Here is an 18,843-nt window from a genome sequence, read left to right as displayed (position 1 = left end):
CGAAGTCGCCGTCCGGCAGGGGGAGCGGACGATCAAGGTGGCTTGATCGTCCGCTGCCTCCTCAGGACAACAGGTCCGCCATCCAGGATTCGACGTCGGTGGCGGTGCGGGGGAGGGCGCCGGACATCAGGTGGGCGCCGTCGGCGGTGATGACCAGGTCGTCCTCGATGCGGATGCCGAGGCCGCGGAGTTCGGCGGGGAGGGTCTCGTCGTCGGGCTGGAGGTAGAGGCCGGGCTCGACGGTGAGGACCATGCCCTCCTCCAGGGTGCCGTCGAGGTAGCGGTCGGCGCGGGACTTGGCGCAGTCGTGGTAGTCGAGGCCGAGCATGTGGCCGCTGCCGCAGAGGGTGTAGCGGCGGTAGAGGCCGTTGTCCTCGGCGAGGGCCTCCTCGGCGGAGACGGGCAGGACGCCCCAGTCGGCGAGGCCTTCGGCGATGACCCGCATGGCGGCGCGGTGGAAGTCGCGGAACCGGGCCCCCGGGCGCAGTGTGGCGATGCCGGCGCTCTGGGCGGCGAGGACGAGGTCGTAGGCCTGGCGCTGGACCGGGGTGAAGGTGCCGCTGAGCGGGAGGGTGCGGGTGATGTCGGCGGCGTAGAGGGTGTCGGTCTCGACGCCGGCGTCCAGGAGGAGCAGGGTGTTCGGGTCGAGGGCGCCGTCGTTGCGGATCCAGTGCAGCACGCAGGCGTGGGCGCCGGAGGCGGCGATGGTGGTGTAGGAGGTGCCGTTGCCCTCGGCGCGGGCGCGCAGGTCGAAGACGCCCTCGATCCAGCGCTCGCCGCGGTGGTGGCGCAGTGCGGTGGGCAGGGCGCGGACGACGTCCTCGAAGCCGGTGGTGGTGTGGTCGACGGCCAGTTGCAGCTGTCCGATCTCCCATTCGTCCTTGACCAGGCGCAATTCGGAGAGGACGGCGGCCAGTTCGCTGTCCCGGTGGGCGCCGTTCGGGCGCCCGGTGGCCTCGTCGACCAGCGGGTCGGTGCCGGCCAGTACCCGGGTGGGCGGCTGGGGGCCGGTGAGCAGTTTGCCGAGGTCGTCGAGGTGTTCGGTGCGCACCCCGGTGAGCTGTGCCGCCTCGGCGAGGTCGGGCCGGGCGCCGACCCAGAACTCGCCGTAGCGGCGGTCGCGGTAGAACTCGCCGCCGTCGCGCGGGGAGCGCGGGCGCAGGTAGAGCACCGGCTCGTGGCCCTCGGGGCCGGCCGGTTCGAGGACGAGGACGTGGTCGGCCTGGTCCTCCCCGGTGAGGCCGGTGAGCCAGACGTACGCGCTGTGCGGGCGGAAGCGGTAGTCGAGGTCGTTGCAGCGGACCTTGAGCCGGCCGGCCGGGACGATCAGCCGCTCGCCGGGGAAGGCGGCGGAGAGCCGGGCGCGGCGGCCGGGGAAGCGGTCGTGGCCGGGGACGCGCAGGTCGGCGGGAATGGGGGTGGCGGCCCACCGGGTGCCCATGAACGAGGCGAGGGCGGGGGAGACCGGGAGGTCGTGGCTCCCGGTGTTGAGGCCGGTCGGGGGAAGGGTCACCGGTGAACTCCTTGGTGGGGCTGGGGAGATGCCTGGCACGGACACAGCTCGGTAACGGGAGCCGTCACCTCTTGTGCAGTGCAATTTCACATTACTATGTTACGGGTCACACAGCGCAGCGGCCAGATCCGGCGGATCGGGCCCCCCACAGCGGAGTTGCACATGACCAGGCGCACCCACGCCGCCCTCGCGGCGGCCCTCGCGGCGACCCTCACCCTCGGCCTCGGGGCCTGCTCCAACGACAAGAGTGACAGCGGCAGCGACGCCGCCCCCTCCGACAGCAAGGGCCCGGGCGCCGCGTCCGGCTCGATCATCGGCGGCACCCCCGTCAAGGGCGGGACCCTCACCGTCCTGACCAACCAGGACTTCGCGCACCTCGACCCGGCCCGCAACTGGGTGGTGCCGCACATGGACTTCGGCACCCGGCTGCTCTACCGGACCCTGACCACCTTCAAGTCCGAGCCCGGTGCCACCGGCAGCGAGATCGTCCCGGACCTCGCCACCGACCTGGGCAAGTCCTCCGAGGGCGGCAAGGTGTGGACCTTCACCCTCAAGGACGGCCTCAAGTACGAGGACGGCACGCCGATCAAGTCCGCCGACATCAAGTACAACGTCGAGCGGTCCTACTCCCCGGACCTCACCGGTGGCCCCGACTACGCGATCCAGTACCTGGCCGGCGGCGAGAACTACAAGGGCCCGCTGAACGGCGAGCACCTGGCGAGCATCGAGACCCCGGACGACAGGACGATCGTCTTCCACCTGAAGCGCCCGGTCGCCGAGTTCTCCTCCACCGTCTCGCTGCCGACCTTCTCCCCGGTGCCGCAGTCCCAGGAGAAGGGCACCCAGTACGACGCCCGGCCGTTCTCCTCCGGCCCGTACAAGATCGAGACCTACGACCGCGGCAAGCAGCTGGTGCTGGTCCGCAACACCAACTGGGACCCGGCCACCGACACCGTCCGCAAGGCCTACCCGGACAAGGTCGTGGTCACCGAGGGCATCAAGGGCGGCCAGGCCGACGACCGGATCATCGCCAGCGACGGCGCCGACGCCAACGCGATCAACATGCCCTGGATGGCGCACGAGACCGTCGCCAAGGTGCTGCCCAAGCCGGACGTCAAGGCCCGGATGGCCGCCGAGGTCACCGGCTGCACCGACATGTTGTACCTGAACACCGCCAAGGCCCCCTTCGACGACCCGAAGGTGCGCGAGGCGATGATGTGGGCGGTCGACCGCGAGGCGCAGGTCACGGCCTTCGGCGGCCCGGCGATGGCCGACGTGGCGACCTCCTACCTGCCGCCCTCGCTGACCGCCGGCGTCAAGTCCGACCCGCTGAAGATCCCGGCGGCCGGCGACCAGGAGAAGGCCAAGAAGCTGCTCCAGGAGGCCGGCAAGACCGACCTCAAGGTCTCGCTCACCGTCTCGCTCGGTGACAAGAGCCGGGCCGAGGCGATCCAGCAGTCGCTGGCCAAGGCCGGCGTCCAGGTCACCATCAACACCACCGACCCGTCCGCCTACCAGGACACCGTCGGCGACACCAAGAACGCCCCTGACCTGACCATCAGCGGCTGGTGTCCGGACTACCCCTCCGGTGCGACCTTCCTGCCGTTCCAGTTCGACGGCCGCACCATCAAGGAGAAGGGCAACCAGGGCAACCTGAGCCAGTTCAAGGACCAGGCCACGATGGACCGGATGGACCAGATCGCGGCCATGACGGACGTCAACGAGGCCAACAAGGCCTGGCAGCAGCTGGACCAGGACCTGGCGACGAAGGCCCCGGCCGTCCCGCTGATCTGGCAGCGCCGCCCCCTGCTGGTCGGCACCAACGTGGCCGGCGCGTTCGGCAACTCGGGCTTCGCCGGGATGCTCGACCTGGGTGCCATCGGCCTCAAGGACCCCGCCAAGGGCAAGTGAGGGGCCGGCAGCGATGAGTACCACCACTGAGCCCTCCGCCGTGGCCGACGCCGCGGCGGGGGGCGCCAAGAAGAGTGCCGGGCGCGGGCCCTGGCGGCTGGTCTGGGACCAGCTGTGGGCCAAGGGCCCGGCCCGGTTCGGGCTGATCACCGTCGGCGTGCTGGTCCTGGTCACCGCGCTGGCCGGGCCGCTCAGCGCGCTCGGCGGCTGGACCCCCGAGGAGTTCGACAAGCGCGCCATCGACCCGTACCTGGGCGGCGTGCCCAGGGGCGACTTCGGCGGCATCAGCGCCCGGCACTGGCTGGGCGTCGAGCCGGGCAGCGGCCGCGACCTGTTCGCCCGGGTGCTGCACGGCGGGCAGGTCTCCCTGCTGATCGCCTTCACCGCGACCGCCGTCGTCGTGATCACCGGCACCCTGGCCGGCATCGCGGCGGGCTACTTCGGCGGCCGCGTCGACACCCTGCTGTCCCGGCTGATGGACCTCACGATGTCCTTCCCCTCGCTGATCTTCATGATCGCGATGATGTCGGTGGCCAAGGACGTCAACCGGATCCTGCTGATCACCCTGGTGATCGGGCTGTTCACCTGGCCCGGCATCGCCCGGGTGGTGCGCGGCCAGACCCTCTCGCTCAAGCACCGCGAGTACGTCGAGGCCGCCAAGGTCGGCGGGGCGCGCTCCTGGCGGATCCTCACCCGCGAGATCCTGCCGAACGTCTCCGGCCCGATCATCGCCTACACCACCCTGCTCATCCCCGGCATGATCGCCACCGAGGCCGCGCTCAGCTACCTCGGCGTGGGCGTCCGCCCGCCGACCGCGTCCTGGGGCCAGATGATCGCCGAGAGCATCGTGCACTACGAGACCGACCCGACCTACTTCCTGATCCCGACCGCCTTCCTGTTCGTCGCCGTGCTCGCCTTCACCCTGCTCGGGGACGCGCTGCGGGACATCCTCGACCCCCGGGGAGGCCGGTCGTGATCCTCTACCTCGGCCGCCGCCTGCTCGGTGTGGCGGGCATCCTGCTCGCCATCTGCGCCATCACCTTCACCATCTTCTACCTGCTGCCCAACGACCCGGCCGCGGCCGCCTGCGGCAAGACCTGCAGCCCCGAGCGGCTCGCCGACGTCAAGGCGGCGATGGGCCTGGACAAGCCGGTCTGGGAGCAGTTCCTGGCCTACCTCGGCGGCATCTTCGCCGGCCGCGACTACGGCTCCGGCCCCAGCGCGGTGCACTGCGGCTTCCCCTGCCTCGGCTACTCCTACGAGTACGGGCTGCCGGTCTGGGACCTGCTCACCGACCGGCTGCCGGTCTCCGTCTCGCTGGCCCTCGGCGCGGCCGTGCTCTGGCTGCTCCTCGGCCTCGGCGCGGGCGTCACCTCGGCGCTGCGCAAGGGCCGACCGGTCGACAAGACGCTGATGGTGCTGTCCGTCGGCGCCGCCTCGCTGCCGGTCTACTTCACCTCGATCATGCTGATCTGGGGCGTCGTCAGGACGGTCGGGCTGCTGCCCTACCCCTCGTACCACAAGTTCACCGAGAACCCCTTCGAGTGGGGCTCCAACCTGCTGCTGCCGTGGATCGCGCTGGCCCTGCTGTACGCGGCCATGTACGCCCGGCAGAGTCGCAACTCGATGATCGAGGCGATGGCCGAGCCGTACATCCGCACCGCCCGGGCCAAGGGCCTGCCGCCGCGGACGGTGACCGTCAAGCACGGGCTGCGCGCCGGGATGACGCCGATCCTGACCATCTTCGGCATGGACCTCGGCGGCCTGCTGGCCGGCGCGGTCATCACCGAGTCGATCTTCGGCCTGCCCGGCGTCGGCCGGCTGTTCTACGACGGCCTGGCCCGTTCCGACCAGCCCGTCATCCTCGGGGTCACCCTGCTCGCGGCCTTCTTCATCGTCGCGGCGAACCTGCTGGTCGACCTGCTCTACGCGTTCGTCGACCCGAGAGTGAGGTACTGATGACCAGGCTGTTGGAGGTCGAGGACCTCAAGGTCGCCTTCGACACCCCGCGCGGCACCGTCCGCGCGGTGGACGGGATCTCCTTCGCCGTCGAGGCCGGGCGCACCCTCGGGCTGGTCGGCGAGTCGGGCAGCGGAAAGTCCGTCACCTCGCTCGCCGTCATGGGCCTGCACCGCGGCGCCGCCGTCACCGGCTCGATCCGGCTGAACGGGCAGGAGCTGAACGGGCTCGGGGAGCGGGAGCTGGGCACCGTCCGGGGCCGCCGGATCGCGATGATCTTCCAGGACCCGCTGTCCAGCCTGCACCCCTTCTACACCGTCGGGGAGCAGATCGCCGAGCACTACCGGGTGCACTTCAAGGCCAACCGCAAGGCCGGGCGGGCCAAGGCGGTGGAGATGCTGGCCGAGGTCGGCATCCCGGAGCCGGCCCGCCGGGTCGACGAGTACCCGCACCAGTTCTCCGGCGGCATGCGCCAGCGCGTCATGATCGCCATGGCGCTCGCCTGCGAGCCCGAGCTGCTGATCGCCGACGAGCCCACCACGGCCCTCGACGTCACCGTCCAGGCGCAGATCCTCGACCTGATCGCCCGGATCCAGCAGGAGCGCGGCCTCGGCGTCGTGATGATCACCCACGACCTCGGCGTGGTCGCCCGGGTCGCCCACGAGGTGCTGGTCATGTACGGCGGCCGGGCCGCCGAACAGGCCCCGGTGGACCGGCTGTTCGCGCAGCCCGCGCACCCGTACACGCGCGGCCTGCTGGACTCGCTGCCGCGCCTGGACGACGCCGACGACGCCCCGCTGCGGGCCATCCCCGGCAGCCCGCCGTCGCTGATCGCCCCCGCCCCCGGCTGCTCCTTCGCCCCGCGCTGCGCCCGCACCACCGCGGCGTCCGCCGAGGAGCACACCCGCTGCCTGGCCGAGCGCCCCGTGCTCGACCGGCTCGCCCCCGGCCACCAGGCCGCCTGCCACCTGCCGCTGGTGCCGGAAGGGGTGCTGTGATGACCACACCGTCGACCAAGGGCGCGACCGCGCCGCTGCTGTCCGTCCGGGACCTGGTGAAGACCTTCCCCGGCCGGCGCGGCCGCACCGGCCGGCCCGGGGCGCCGATCCGGGCGGTGGACGGGGTGAGCTTCGACGTCGGCGCGGGCGAGACGCTCGGCCTGGTCGGCGAGTCCGGCTGCGGCAAGTCCACCACCGGGCGGATGATCGTCCGGCTGCTCGACCCGACCTCGGGCACCGTCACCTTCGACGGCACCGAGATCGGCGGGCTCTCCCAGGCCCGGCTGCGCCCGCACCGGCGCGACCTCCAGATGGTCTTCCAGGACCCGTACTCCTCGCTCAACCCCCGCCAGACGGTGGCCCGGATCATCTCCGAGCCGCTGCTGGTCCAGGGCGGGAGCGCGGCGGACGCGCGCAAGCGGGCCGGCGAGCTGATGGAGCTGGTCGGGCTGATCCCCGAGCACCTGGACCGCTACCCGCACGAGTTCTCCGGCGGCCAGGCCCAGCGCATCGGCATCGCCCGCTCGCTGGCCACCTCGCCGCGGCTGGTGATCGCCGACGAGCCGGTCTCCGCGCTGGACGTCTCCATCCAGGCCCAGGTGGTCAATCTGATGGAGCGGCTCCAGAAGGAGCTGGGGCTGGCGTACGTGTTCATCGCGCACGACCTCTCGGTGGTCAAGCGGGTCTGCGACCGGGTCGCGGTGATGTACCTGGGCCGGATCGTGGAGATCGGCGACAAGGCCGAGGTGTACGGCGCTCCCGCGCACCCGTACACCAGGGCGCTGCTGTCCGCCGTCCCGCTGCCCGACCCGGAGGCGGAGCGCAACCGGGAGCGGATCGTGCTGCTCGGCGACCCGCCGAGCCCGGCCGACCCGCCGCCCGGCTGCACCTTCCACCCGCGCTGCCCCAAGGCCCAGGACATCTGCCGGACCGAGCGGCCGCTGCTGAGGATCGCCGGGCCCGGCGAGCGGCAGGCCGCCTGCCACTTCCCGGAGGCCTGAGGCCGCACAAGCCCCCGGTCGGACGCGGCGGGGAACCCTGCGAGGGCCGCGTCCGGCCGGGTTCCACCCTTTCCCCGCCCACTTTCCCGCGCCCGCTCCTGCTGCCCGCTCACTCCTCGGCGGGCAGCAGGCCCTCCTCCGGCAGCAGTCGCCGCGGGCCGGGCCCCTCGGCGGCCAGCTCGTCCCCCGGGTTGAGCACCCGGCAGCGGCGCAGCGACACGCAGCCGCAGCCGATGCAGCCGGTCAGTTCGTCCTCCAGCCGCTCCAGCTCGGCCCGGCGGGCGCGCAGCTGCTCGGCCCAGCGCCGGGAGATCCGCTCCCAGTCGTGCTTGCCGGGCATCCGGTCCTCGGGCAGGCCGGTGAACACCTCGGCGACCTCGGAGAGCGGGATGCCGAGCCGCTTGGCGACCAGGATGAGCGAGATCCGGCGCAGCACGTGCCGCCGGTAGCGCCGCTGGTTGCCCGTCGTGCGCTCGGAGGAGATCAGCCCCTGGTCCTCGTAGAAGCGCACCGCCGAGGTCGCGATCCCGGCCCGCCGGGCCACCTCGCCGACGCTCAGCAGATCGACCGGCGCGGTGGTCATGGCGCTCCTTGACTTCAAGTTCTCTTGAAGTCCTAGCGTACCGGACGTGACCGAATCAGCTGCCGTCGACAACGACACCACCACCGCCGAGCTGGATAGTTACCCGTCGGAGTCGCCGTCCGCGGGAGCCCCCGGCGGGTGGCGCGAACTCTTCTCCCGCCGCTACGCCGCCTCCGCCTCGATCCTGGCCGGCGGCGTCGCGCTGTACGCGATGAACCTCTACTTCACCGCCGCCCTGATGCCCTCGATCGTCGCCGACATCGGCGGCGAGCGGTACTACGCGTGGGTGGCCACCGGCTTCCTGATGGCCGCCGTCATCGCCTCGATGCTGGTCAGCCGACTGCTGGACCGCCTCGGCGCCGCCCGGGCCTACGTGCTGGGCTTCCTGGTCTTCGGCGCCGGCGCGGTGGTCAACGCGCTCAGCCCGTCGATGGCGGTGCTGATCCTCGGCCGGGTGGTGCAGGGCCTCGGCGGCGGGCTGGTGGCCGGGCTCGGCTACGCCGTGATCCGCAGCGCCCTGCCGGAGCGGCTGTGGACCCGCGCGGCCGGGCTGGTCTCCGCGATGTGGGGCGTCGGAACCCTGGTCGGACCGTCGCTGGGAGGGCTCTTCGCCCAGCTCGGCGCCTGGCGCGGGGCGTACGTCCTGCTGGTGGCCGCCGCGCTGGTGCTGGCGGTCCTGGCCCGCCGGGTGCTGCCCGGGCGCCCCGGCGCGGGGCACGGCAGCGGCCCGGTGCCGCTGCCCTCGCTGCTGCTGCTCACCCTGGCGGCCGCCGCCTTCAGCATCAGCTCGACGGTGCCGAGCGGCTGGCCGACGGCCCTGTGCCTGCTCGCCGGACTGGCGCTGCTGGTGGGCTTCGTGGCGGCCGAGCGGCGCGGGGCGGCCACGGTGCTGCCGCAGCAGACCTACCGGGCCGGCAACCCGCTGAAGTGGCTCTACCTGACCGTCGCGGTGCTCTGCGCGGGCGTGGTGACGGAGAACTTCATCCCGCTGTTCGGCCAGCAGCTGGGCGGCCTCTCCCCGCTGGTGGCCGGGTTCCTCGGGGCCACGACCTCGGCCGGCTGGACCACCGCCCAGCTGTTCAGCGTCGGGATCGGGACGGCCCGCGGCCGGGCCCTGGCGATCCGCGTCGCACCGCTGGTGCTGGTCGGCGGGCTGCTGGTCTACGGGCTGACGCAGACCGGGCACGCCTCCGGGCCCCGGGTGCTGCTGTGGGCGGTGGCGCTGTTCGGCGCCGGCACCGGGATAGGCCTGGCCTTCCCGCACCTGAGCGTGGCCGCGATGCGCAGCAGCGGCGACCCGGCGGAGGGCGGCAAGGCGGCCGCGGCGATCAACACCACCCAGCTGATCGCCTTCTCGGTGACCTCGGCGCTGGCCGGCACCCTGGTCAACCTGGGCGGGGACACCCCGGTCGACTCGGCCCGGTACATGACCCTGGGGATCGCCGCGATCACCGCCCTCGGGGTGGCCACCGCCGCGCGCACCGCCCGCAGCCTCGGGCGCTGAGCCGCGGCGGGTACGAGCGGGCCTCGTGGCGGGCACGAGCGGGGCACGAGCGGGCCCCGCCGCGGCGGGTACGAGCAGGCCCCGGATCCCTTGTCGTCGGGGGGATCCGGGGCCGCTTCCACGGGGCTTCCCGGCTCAGGAGGCCGGGCCCACCCGGACGGTGGTGATCTTCCCGCCCTGGGACTCCCGGACGACCTCGATCTTCGTGTTGGTGTCCGGCACCTTCACCGTCAGCTGCGGCGTGGCCGGATCGCCGTAGACCCCGGTGCGGTCGTTGAAGACCGGGACGGCCGGCTTCGACGGGATGCGCACCGCGACGCCGCCCTTGTGCAGGGTGAACGGCGTGGTCGGCTTGAGCGAGAAGGTCGCGTCGTAGGTCTGCGCCCGCCCGTTGACCAGCGTCCCGTCGGCGAAGCGGATCGGCGCCGGGCGGGCGTCGATCGGCAGGATCAGCCCGCCGCCGGGGTGGTCCTTGGTGTTGTTGTCACCGTACGAGGTGTCCCACAGCCAGATCAGGACGCCCTCCTGGTACGGGTAGTTGTCCACCACGTTGGCCTTGCCCGCGACGCCGCTGTAGCCGAAGTTGTACGGGCCGGTCTTCAGGAACGCCCCGTAGCCGGTGTAGCGGCGGTTCTCGGCGAGGTACGCGCGCGGGTGCTGCTTGACGGCGGTGCGGCCGTCGATGGCGGTGAAGCCGTTGGCGGTCCAGCCGTTCGCGCCGTTCTCGGCGCCGTCGGTGAACAGCTCGGCGCCGCCGGCGGTGGCCTTGACGGCGTCCACCAGGACGCCCCGGCCGTGGGTGTTGCTGTCCGAGGTGACGTGGAAGCGCAGCCGGACCTGCCGGCCGAGGTAGCCGTCCAGCGGGATGTGCAGCTGCTTGTAGGCGCCGGACGCGCCGCTCAGGCCGGGGGTGTTGGCGCTGGTGTTGCCGATCGGGGCGCCGTCCACGGTGCCGCCGAGGGCGGTCCAGTGCTTGCCCTCGTCGGTGGAGGCCTCGACGGTCAGGAAGTCGTAGTCCTGCTCGGTGTCGTACCAGACCGCCGCGTCCAGGGCGGCCGGACCGGCGGCGGTGCGCAGGTCGACGTCCCGGGTCAGGGAGTTGTCCTGGTTGTCGCCGGTGTCGCTCCACCACTGCCTGGCGCCCTCGTACGGGTCGGCGAGGTCGGTGCGGGTGGTGCCGTCCGGCAGGTGGACCAGGACGGCCTGGGCCTGGTCGGTGTTGTAGCTGCTCACGCCGAGGGCGTGGGTGGAGCGGGTGGCGGCCTGTGCCTCGTCGTAGTCGAGCCAGCCGAACTGCAGCTTGCTCCAGGCGTCGAGGTCGCCGGGGTAGCCGCCGGTGGTGTTCGGGCCCTTGCCCAGGTACGAGCCGGAGGACATCAGCGACCAGAAGTTGACGCTGTTGTCACCGCCGTTGGTGGGGTAGAGGTCGGGCAGGCCGAGGTTGTGGCCGTACTCGTGGGCGAACAGGCCGACGCCGCTGTTCTCGCCCCCCTGGACGTAGTCGTAGACGTACAGGCCGGTGTCGCCGACGGGGGCGCCGCCGATCTTGTTGCCCTCCGGGCCGGTCTGCCCGGTCGCGTCCGGGAAGGTCCAACTGCGGTGCGCCCACAGTGCGTCGGCGCCCTGGGCGCCGCCGCCCCAGGTCTCGTCCACGCCCGCGTGCACCACGACGACGTTGTCCAGGTAGCCGTCCGGCTGGGCGAACTCGCCGTCCTTGTCGTGGTCGTAGCGGTCGTAGACGTCGTACTGGGCGAGCTGCGACTTGATGTCGGTGGCGGAGCGGCCCTTGGCGATCTCGCCGTCGTACCAGGCCTTGACGGCGTCCCGGACGAACTCCTGCCCCTGGGTCCAGGCGCCGGAGCCCTGCGGGCCCTTGTTGCTGCCGTAGCGGGCCTCGTTGTACGGGAGGGTGACCCAGTCGCTGACGGTGCCCTCGACGTCGTACCGGCCGGAGGACTGGGTGCGGTAGTAGTTGCGCATCGACACGGCGCCGGGCGAGTCGTCGAAGAACAGCTTCTGGTAGTAGTCGCGGTTGAAGTCCTGCGACCACAGGGTGTGGTTGTCGTCCTTGCCCGGCTTGGGGATCAGGTTGTGGGCCGGGCCGGGGGTGCCGCCGTAGCGGGGCTGGCCGTTCCACTGGGTGGTGGTGTCCACCTCGTCGCCGAACTGGGCGAGGATCACGAAGACCTTGTCCGTGCGCTGGTGCGCGAGCTGGACGTAGTCGTTGCCGATCTTCACCTTCGCCGGGGCCCGCTTGCCGGCGCTCTTGGCGACGGAGCCCTTGTTGAGCTGCTCCAGGGCCTTGCCGCGCAGCGCCTGGCGCTCGCGCTCCTGCGGGGCCAGCGGGGCGGGCGGGGCCTCGGCGCCCTGTTCGGCGTCGGCCTGGGCCGCGGCGAGGGTGGCGGGGGTCGGGGGTGCGGCCTGGGCGGGGGTGCCCAGCAGGGTGGCCGCTATCGCGCCGGTGGTGAGCGCGGCGGCGAGGGCGGCGGACAGTCTGCGCAACTGACCGGTCCTTTCGGGGGGATGGGGGTCCTTCAGGTCATCAGTCGGTGAAGCGCAGGTAATATTTCACATGTGACGGGTCACGTGGAAGAGGTGTGGAGCAAGCGGAAGGGCGCCGCACCAGGAGGTACGACGCCCTTGGCCTGCCGGACCGTCAGCCGGTGGTGTATTCCAGGGCCACGCTGACCACCACCAGTGCGCCGTGGACCAGCGCGAGGGTGCTCCGCCCGGTGGCGTGCAGGGCGAGCTCCAGCCCGGAGGCGAGTCCGGCGTTGCCCGCGGTCAGTGGCGTCCACTGCCGCCGCCCGACCGGGCCGGGTCGGTCGATCCTCATCCGCGTTCTCCCCGTCGTACTGGCCCGCCCGGCCCGGGCGGCGATCGTGCGGAGCGTCGCAGCCCGGCCCGGGCGGTGCAAAGGACTACCCCAGGGACGCCCGCAGGAAGGCGAGTTCGGCCTCGGCCAGCTGCTCCATCAGGCCGCCCGGGGTCATGTGGGTGGCCCCGGGCAGCGGCAGCACGCTGTGCGGCCGGCCGGCCCTGGTGAGCGCCTGGGAGAGCAGCAGGGTGTGCGAGGGGTGGACGTTGTCGTCGGCCAGCCCGTGGATCAGCAGCAGCGGCCTGGCCAGGCCGGGCGCGTCGGTGATCAGGCAGTCGTCGGCGTAGCCCTCGGGGTTGTCCTGCGGCAGGCCGAGGTAGCGCTCGGTGTACGCGGTGTCGTAGAGCCGGAAGTCGGTGGGCGGGGCGCCCGCGCAGGCGGCGTGGAAGACGTCCGGGCGGCGCAGGACGGCGAGCGCCGCGAAGTAGCCGCCGTAGGACCAGCCGCGCACGCCCACCCGGCCGAGGTCGAGGTCCGGGTGCTGTTCGGCGAGCGCGTGCAGGGCGTCGACCTGGTCGTCCAGCGCCACCTGGGAGAAGCGGCGGAAGATGGTGCGGGTGAACGCGGGGGAGACGAACGGGGTGCCGCCGTTGTCGACGGTGACCACCGCGAAGCCCTGGTCGGCCCACCACTGCTTGAGCTGCCAGCGGCGCGGCTCGTTGGCCACCGCCTGGTAGCCGGGCCCGCCGTAGACGTCCAGCAGGACGGGCAGCCGCCGGCCCGGGACGTGGTCGCGCGGGTAGACCACGGCGCTGGGCAGGGCGCGCCCGGTGACCCGGGCGAGTCGCGGCTCCACCCGGTGGGGCAGCGCGGCGCTGTGGTCGGTGAGCGGCAGCTCGCGGCCGTCGCGGCTGACGACGCGCCGCACGCCCTCCGGGCCGGCCGAGGTGAGCAGCAGGGTGTCGGCGGTGGCGAGGGCCGTGTGGGTGCCGGGGCCGGAGGCGAGCGGCTCGGGGGCGCCGCCGTCCGGGTCGACCAGGTGGACGTACTGGTCGAAGGGGTCGCCCTCGCCGGTCTCGCAGAGCAGTCGGCCGTTCAGCCGGCCGACGACCCGGCGGATCTGCAGGCCGGTGGTGTCCAGGGGCTTGCCTTCCAGCGCGAGGCCGCGGGCCTGCGGGGTGTCGTGGACGGTGAGCAGCCGGCCGTCGGCCAGCCGGGCGGGGGTGCCGGGCAGGTCGTCCACCCAGAACTCGTCGGTGGTGCGGGAGAGTTCGGTGCTCGTGCCGGTGGCCGGGTCGGCGCTCAGCAGCAGCACGTTCTGCTGGAGGCGGTCGGCGACGGTGAGCAGCACCTCCTCGGTGGAGGCCCAGGAGGCGGCGCAGACGTACGGGAACTCCGCGGCGTCCCACCGCAGTCGGACCCGGGTGCCGTCGAGGCCGAGCACCCAGAGCTGGACGTCCGCGTTGGGGCCGCCGGCCTGCGGGTAGGCGAAGTCCTCGGGTGCCTCGCCGGGGTGCGCCGGGTCGGCGAAGTAGCGCCGGGGGACGGCGGATTCGTCCACCCGGGCGGCCAGCAGCGCGCCGCCGTCCGGGCGCCACCAGTGGCCGCGGGCGCGGCCGAGCTCCTCGGCGGCGGCGAACTCGGCGACGCCCCAGCGGGCGCCGTCGGCGGGGGAGAACGGTTCGAGGGCCGGGGTGACGTACAGGGCGTCCTCGGCGACGTAGGCGACGCGCTGCCCGGTGGCGTCCGGCCGGGGGTCGAACGCGGGCCCGGCGACGGGGAGTTCGTCGCTGGTGCCGGCGGTGGTGTCGGTGCGGAACAGCCGGCCGTCCAGGGTGAAGACGGCGGTGGCGAGGTCGGCGGTGGCGGCGTACGTGCCGATGCCGGCGGCGACCAGCCGGGTGCGCTCGCGCAGCCGGCGCTCGACGACGGGCAGGTCGTCGCGGCGGCCGGTGCGGCCGGGCAGCAGCGCGGCCGGGTCGGCGACCAGGCGCTCCTCGCCGGTCGCGGTGTCGAGCAGGTGGAGGCGGTCGACCGGATCCTCCGGACCGGTGGAGCGGAGCAGCAGCAGCCGGGTACCGTCCTCGGCGAGGGTGTACGCACGCGGCGCGCCGAAGGCGAACCGGCCGGTACGGGCGCTGAGGGCAAGGAAGGCGTCGGTGTTGGTCACGGCCCGATGGTGGTCGCGAGGTGTGGGCCCCGACCAGTAGTCTGTCATGTGAAATGTCACACATCAGTGAGCGTGCCGGTGTCGACCGGCCCGCCGAGACGTCGAGCCACCGGCGCGCCGACCACCGGTGCGCCGGCCAGCGGAGGAAACCGTGACCGAGGACCTGCGGACCGCCGAACCCCCGGCCCCCCTGCCCGCCGCCGACCGGCTGTTCAGCGTGTCCCCGCGGACCGCGCACCTGAACCACGGCTCGTTCGGCGCCGTTCCCGTCCCGGTGCAGCGGGCGCAGGAGCGGCTGCGCACCGAGCACGAGCGGGACCCGGACGGCTTCTTCGCCGACCTCCCCGCCCGGATCGCCGCCGCCCGCGCCCTTCTCGCCGCCGAGCTGGACACCGACCCGGACCGGCTCGCCCTGGTCGCCAACGTCACCGAGGCGGTCGCGATCGCCCTGGACAGCATCCCGTTCGCCCCCGGCGACCGGATCCTGGTCACCGACCACGGCTACGGCGCGGTGACCCGGGCCGCGGTCCGCAAGGCCACCGAGACCGGCGCCGACGTGGTGGTCGTCGAGGTGCCGCTGGACGCCCCGGACGAGCAGGCCGTCCGGGAGGCGGTGCTCGCCGCCGTGGACGGACGCACCACCGTCGCGATCCTCGACCAGCTGACCTCGCCCACCGCCCGCCTGGTGGCCGGCCCGGCCCTGCTCGCCGACCTGCGCGCCCGCGGCGTGACCACCGTGGTCGACGGTGCCCACGCCCCCGGCATGCTGCCCGCCCCGATCGATCCGAACGCCGACTTCTGGTTCGGCAACCTGCACAAGTGGGCCTTCGCCCCGCGCGCCACCGGCGTGCTCGCCGTCCGCCCCGAGTGGACCGGCCGGGTGCGCCCGCTGGCACTGTCCTGGGAGCACGACAAGGGCTTCCCGGGCAACGTGGAGTGGCGCGGCACCTGCGACTACACCCCCTGGCTGGCCGCCCCGGCCGGCTTCGAACTGCTGCGCGACCTCGGCCACGCGGAGGTCGCCGCCCACAACACGGCCCTCGCCGCGTACGGCCGCCGGGTGCTGGCCGAGCGGGCCGGCCTGGCGCCGCTGCCCGCGACCCCCGGGGTCTGGATGAGCACCGTCCGGCTGCCGGACGGGTTCGGCGAGACCGAGCCGCAGGTGAAGGCGCTGATGGCCGAGGTGTGGCACCGGCTCGGCACCCGGATCGCCGTCCGCCCGTGGGCCGGCGGCGGGGTGCTGCGGGTCAGCGCGCAGCTGTACAACCGGCCGGAGGAGTACGAGCGGCTGGCGGACGGGCTGGTGGAGCTGCTGAAGGGCTGAGTCCCGGGGCCGGGGCCGGGGATGGGGCCGGGGCCGGCCGTCGGTGGTCCCGGTGGTCCCGGTCGTCCAGGTCACGGAAAAACGGTGCTATCGATGTCACTCCTCCCGGGTAACCTCTCGCTGAGATGCGAGATCACACCAACCACACCCGGACGGCGATGAACACCCCCGATCCAGAGCCCCAGGACGACCAGGAGCTCAGCCCCGCCGAGGCGTACGCGGCCAGCCGTCGCCGGGCCAAGGAGCAGGCCACCGCCCTGTACGGCTTCCAGCAGCTCTACGACTTCCCGCTGGACGACTTCCAGCTGGAGGCCTGCGAGACGCTGGAGGCCGGATCCGGCGTCCTGGTCGCCGCCCCCACCGGCTCCGGGAAGACCATCGTCGGCGAGTTCGCCGTGCACCTGGCCCTGGCCGCGGGCCGCAAGTGCTTCTACACCACGCCGATCAAGGCGCTCTCCAACCAGAAGTACGGGGACCTGGTCAAGCGCTACGGCGCCGCCAAGGTCGGCCTGCTCACCGGCGACAACACCGTCAACGGCGACGCACCCGTGGTGGTGATGACCACCGAGGTGCTGCGCAACATGCTCTACGCGGGCTCCAGCACCCTCGACGGCCTCGGCTACGTCGTGATGGACGAGGTGCACTACCTCGCCGACCGCCTCCGCGGCGCCGTCTGGGAGGAGGTCATCATCCACCTCCCCGAGTCGGTCACCCTCGTCTCGCTCTCCGCGACCGTCTCCAACGCCGAGGAGTTCGGCGACTGGCTGGACACCGTGCGCGGCGGCACCAAGGTGATCGTCTCCGAGACCCGCCCCGTGCCGCTGTGGCAGCACGTGATGGCCGGCAACCGGATGTACGACCTGTTCGCCGACCCCGACCGCGACGGCCGCCCCAAGCACAACCTGAAGAACCCCGGCAAGGCCGTCAACCCCGAGCTGGTCCGGCTCGCCCGCTCCGAGCTCGACCGCAACCCGCGCGACCGCTTCGGCCGCGGCCGGGGCCGCTCGATGCCCAACGGCCGGCCCGGCCGGGTCTGGACGCCGAGCCGCGTGGACGTCATCGACCGGCTCGACGCCGAGGGCCTGCTGCCCGCGATCACCTTCATCTTCAGCCGGGCCGGCTGCGAGGCCGCCGTCCAGCAGTGCCTCAGCTCCGGCCTGCGGCTCAACAAGGACGCGGACCGCGCCCGGGTCCGGGCGATCGTCGAGGAGCGCTGCGCCGACATCCCCGACGAGGACCTGCACGTCCTCGGCTACTTCGAGTGGCTGGACGGGCTGGAGCGCGGCATCGCCGCCCACCACGCCGGGATGCTGCCCCGGTTCAAGGAGGTCGTCGAGGAGCTCTTCGTGAAGGGCCTGGTCAAGGCCGTCTTCGCGACCGAGACCCTGGCGCTCGGCATCAACATGCCCGCCCGCTCGGTGGTCATGGAGAAGCTCGTCAAGTGGAACGGCGAGACCCACGCCGACATCACCCCCGGCGAGTACACCCAGCTCACCGGCCGGGCCGGGCGGCGCGGCATCGACATCGAGGGCCACGCCGTGGTCCTCTGGCAGCGCGGCCTCGACCCCGAGGCGCTGGCCGGCCTGGCCGGCACCCGCACCTACCCGCTGAAGTCCTCGTTCCGGCCCTCCTACAACATGGCCGTCAACCTGGTCTCCCAGTTCGGCCGGCACCGCTCGCGCGAGCTGCTGGAAACCTCCTTCGCCCAGTTCCAGGCGGACCGCTCGGTGGTCGGCATCGCCCGCCAGGTGCAGCGCAACGAGGAGGGGCTGGAGGGCTACCGCGAGTCGATGACCTGCCACCTCGGCGACTTCGACGCGTACATGGAGCTGCGCCGCCGGCTCAAGGACCGCGAGAACGAGATGGCCCGCGAGGGCAGCAGCCAGCGCCGCGCGGCCGCCGTCGAGTCCATCGAGCAGCTCAAGCCGGGCGACGTCATCCACGTGCCCACCGGCAAGTTCGCCGGCCTCGCCCTGGTCCTCGACCCGGGCCTGCCGCCGGTCAACCGCTCCGGCCGGGGCGGCCCGCGCCACCCCGACTACCAGGACGGCCCCCGCCCGGTGGTGCTCACCGCCGAGCGGCAGGTCAAGCGGCTCGCCATGATCGACTTCCCGCACCCGGTCGTCGCGATCGAACGGCTGCGCATCCCCAAGTCCTTCAACCCGCGCAGCCCGCAGTCCCGGCGCGACCTCGCCTCGGCCCTGCGCACCAAGGCCGGTCACCTGGAGCCCGAGCGGTTCCGGCGCGGCCGCGCGGCTGCCGCCGACGACCCGGAGATCACCCGGCTGCGCACCGAACTGCGCCAGCACCCCTGCCACGGCTGCTCCGACCGCGAGGACCACGCCCGCTGGGCCGAGCGCTACCACCGGCTGCACCGCGACACCGAACTGCTGGAACGCCGGATGCGCTCGCGCACCCACACCATCGCCCGCACCTTCGACCGGGTCTGCGGACTGCTCACCGACCTCGGCTACCTGCACGGCGACACCGTCACCGACGACGGCAAGCGGCTCGGCCGGCTGTACGGCGAGCTCGACCTGCTCGCCTCCGAATGCATCCGCGAGGGCGTCTGGAGCGGCCTGGCCGCCGCCGAACTCGCCGCCTGCGCCTCGGCGCTGGTGTACGAGGCCCGCCAGTCCGACGACGCCGGCGCCCCCCGGGTGCCGGAGGGCGCGGCCAAGGAGGCGCTCGGCAAGATGGTCCGGATCTGGGGCCACCTGGACGCCCTGGAGGAGCAGCACCGGATCAACACCGCGGAGGGCGTCGGCCAGCGCGAGCCCGATCTCGGCTTCGCCTGGGTCGCCTACCGCTGGGCGCTCGGCCACAACCTCGACCAGGTCCTGCGCGACGCCGACATGCCGGCCGGCGACTTCGTCCGCTGGACCAAGCAGCTGATCGACGTCCTGGGCCAGATCCAGGACGCCGCCAGCGAGGACGTCGAACTCCGCCGGACCGCCCGCAAGGCCGTCGACGGCCTCCGCCGCGGCATCATCGCCTACTCCTCCGTGGGCTAGCCGGACACCCGAAGGGGCCCGCCCGCTCACCCGAGCGCGCGGGCCCTT

Annotated in this window: 13 protein-coding genes; 8 read left to right on the top strand and 5 right to left on the bottom strand. The window is 73.0% G+C overall.

Annotation, left to right across the window (positions count from 1 at the left end; all coding sequences use genetic code 11):
* Window positions 1–61 precede the first annotated feature (61 nt).
* Window positions 62–1,513: an aminopeptidase P family protein gene (locus ACZ6EM_RS01840; RefSeq protein ID WP_465771373.1), complete on the bottom strand. Its 1,452-nt coding sequence runs from the start codon at window positions 1,511–1,513 to the stop codon at window positions 62–64.
* 162 nt (window positions 1,514–1,675) lie between these two features.
* Between ACZ6EM_RS01840 and ACZ6EM_RS01835 the strand changes: the two genes are divergently transcribed.
* From ACZ6EM_RS01835 to ACZ6EM_RS01815, 5 genes are read left to right on the top strand one after another with little or no spacing between them, the layout of a single operon-like run.
* Complete coding sequence (locus tag ACZ6EM_RS01835; RefSeq protein WP_465771372.1) at window positions 1,676–3,424, top strand: ABC transporter substrate-binding protein; 1,749 nt, start codon at window positions 1,676–1,678, stop codon at window positions 3,422–3,424.
* 13 nt (window positions 3,425–3,437) lie between these two features.
* Window positions 3,438–4,400 (top strand): ABC transporter permease, encoded by a 963-nt coding sequence (locus ACZ6EM_RS01830; protein WP_401043883.1) that lies wholly within the window; start codon window positions 3,438–3,440, stop codon window positions 4,398–4,400.
* A complete protein-coding gene (locus ACZ6EM_RS01825; RefSeq protein ID WP_401043885.1) occupies window positions 4,397–5,383 on the top strand; it encodes an ABC transporter permease in 987 nt (328 codons plus the stop codon). Before ACZ6EM_RS01830 ends, ACZ6EM_RS01825 begins: the two co-directional genes overlap by 4 nt.
* Window positions 5,383–6,381, top strand: a complete 999-nt coding sequence (locus ACZ6EM_RS01820) for an ABC transporter ATP-binding protein (protein WP_380544636.1) — start codon at window positions 5,383–5,385, stop codon at window positions 6,379–6,381. Before ACZ6EM_RS01825 ends, ACZ6EM_RS01820 begins: the two co-directional genes overlap by 1 nt.
* Complete coding sequence (locus ACZ6EM_RS01815) at window positions 6,381–7,382, top strand: ABC transporter ATP-binding protein (RefSeq protein WP_359901083.1); 1,002 nt, start codon at window positions 6,381–6,383, stop codon at window positions 7,380–7,382. The genes ACZ6EM_RS01820 and ACZ6EM_RS01815 overlap by 1 nt, the downstream gene beginning before the upstream one ends.
* Window positions 7,383–7,491: 109 nt before the next feature.
* Here ACZ6EM_RS01815 and soxR read toward each other — a convergent pair whose 3' ends face one another.
* Window positions 7,492–7,965 (bottom strand): redox-sensitive transcriptional activator SoxR, encoded by a 474-nt coding sequence (gene soxR, locus ACZ6EM_RS01810; protein ID WP_387693053.1) that lies wholly within the window; start codon window positions 7,963–7,965, stop codon window positions 7,492–7,494.
* A gap of 46 nt (window positions 7,966–8,011) precedes the next feature.
* Between soxR and ACZ6EM_RS01805 the strand changes: the two genes are divergently transcribed.
* On the top strand, window positions 8,012–9,469 hold the full coding sequence (locus tag ACZ6EM_RS01805) for an MFS transporter (protein WP_465771371.1): 1,458 nt from the start codon (window positions 8,012–8,014) through the stop codon (window positions 9,467–9,469).
* Window positions 9,470–9,604: 135 nt separating this feature from the next.
* Here the strand turns inward: ACZ6EM_RS01805 and ACZ6EM_RS01800 are convergent, their stop codons facing one another.
* From ACZ6EM_RS01800 to ACZ6EM_RS01790, 3 genes are all read right to left on the bottom strand, one after another.
* The gene (locus tag ACZ6EM_RS01800; protein ID WP_465771370.1) at window positions 9,605–11,971 is read right to left on the bottom strand and encodes an immune inhibitor A domain-containing protein; all 2,367 of its coding nucleotides are present in this window, start codon (window positions 11,969–11,971) and stop codon (window positions 9,605–9,607) included.
* Window positions 11,972–12,125: 154 nt separating this feature from the next.
* A complete protein-coding gene (locus ACZ6EM_RS01795; protein WP_465771369.1) occupies window positions 12,126–12,305 on the bottom strand; it encodes a hypothetical protein in 180 nt (59 codons plus the stop codon).
* 85 nt (window positions 12,306–12,390) lie between these two features.
* Window positions 12,391–14,457, bottom strand: a complete 2,067-nt coding sequence (locus ACZ6EM_RS01790; RefSeq protein ID WP_465771368.1) for a S9 family peptidase — start codon at window positions 14,455–14,457, stop codon at window positions 12,391–12,393.
* A gap of 151 nt (window positions 14,458–14,608) precedes the next feature.
* Here ACZ6EM_RS01790 and ACZ6EM_RS01785 point away from each other — a divergent pair, with 151 nt between their 5' ends.
* Together ACZ6EM_RS01785 and ACZ6EM_RS01780 are read left to right on the top strand one after the other, a co-directional pair.
* Window positions 14,609–15,781: an aminotransferase class V-fold PLP-dependent enzyme gene (locus ACZ6EM_RS01785; RefSeq protein ID WP_465771367.1), complete on the top strand. Its 1,173-nt coding sequence runs from the start codon at window positions 14,609–14,611 to the stop codon at window positions 15,779–15,781.
* A 158-nt stretch (window positions 15,782–15,939) separates the two neighbouring features.
* On the top strand, window positions 15,940–18,795 hold the full coding sequence (locus ACZ6EM_RS01780) for a DEAD/DEAH box helicase (protein WP_465771393.1): 2,856 nt from the start codon (window positions 15,940–15,942) through the stop codon (window positions 18,793–18,795).
* Window positions 18,796–18,843: the final 48 nt, after the last annotated feature.

The sequence above is a fragment of the Kitasatospora sp. NPDC041917 genome, from assembly GCF_055589745.1.
The sequence above is the reverse complement of the archived record's forward strand: the minus strand, read 5'-3'. Positions and strand labels throughout refer to the sequence as shown.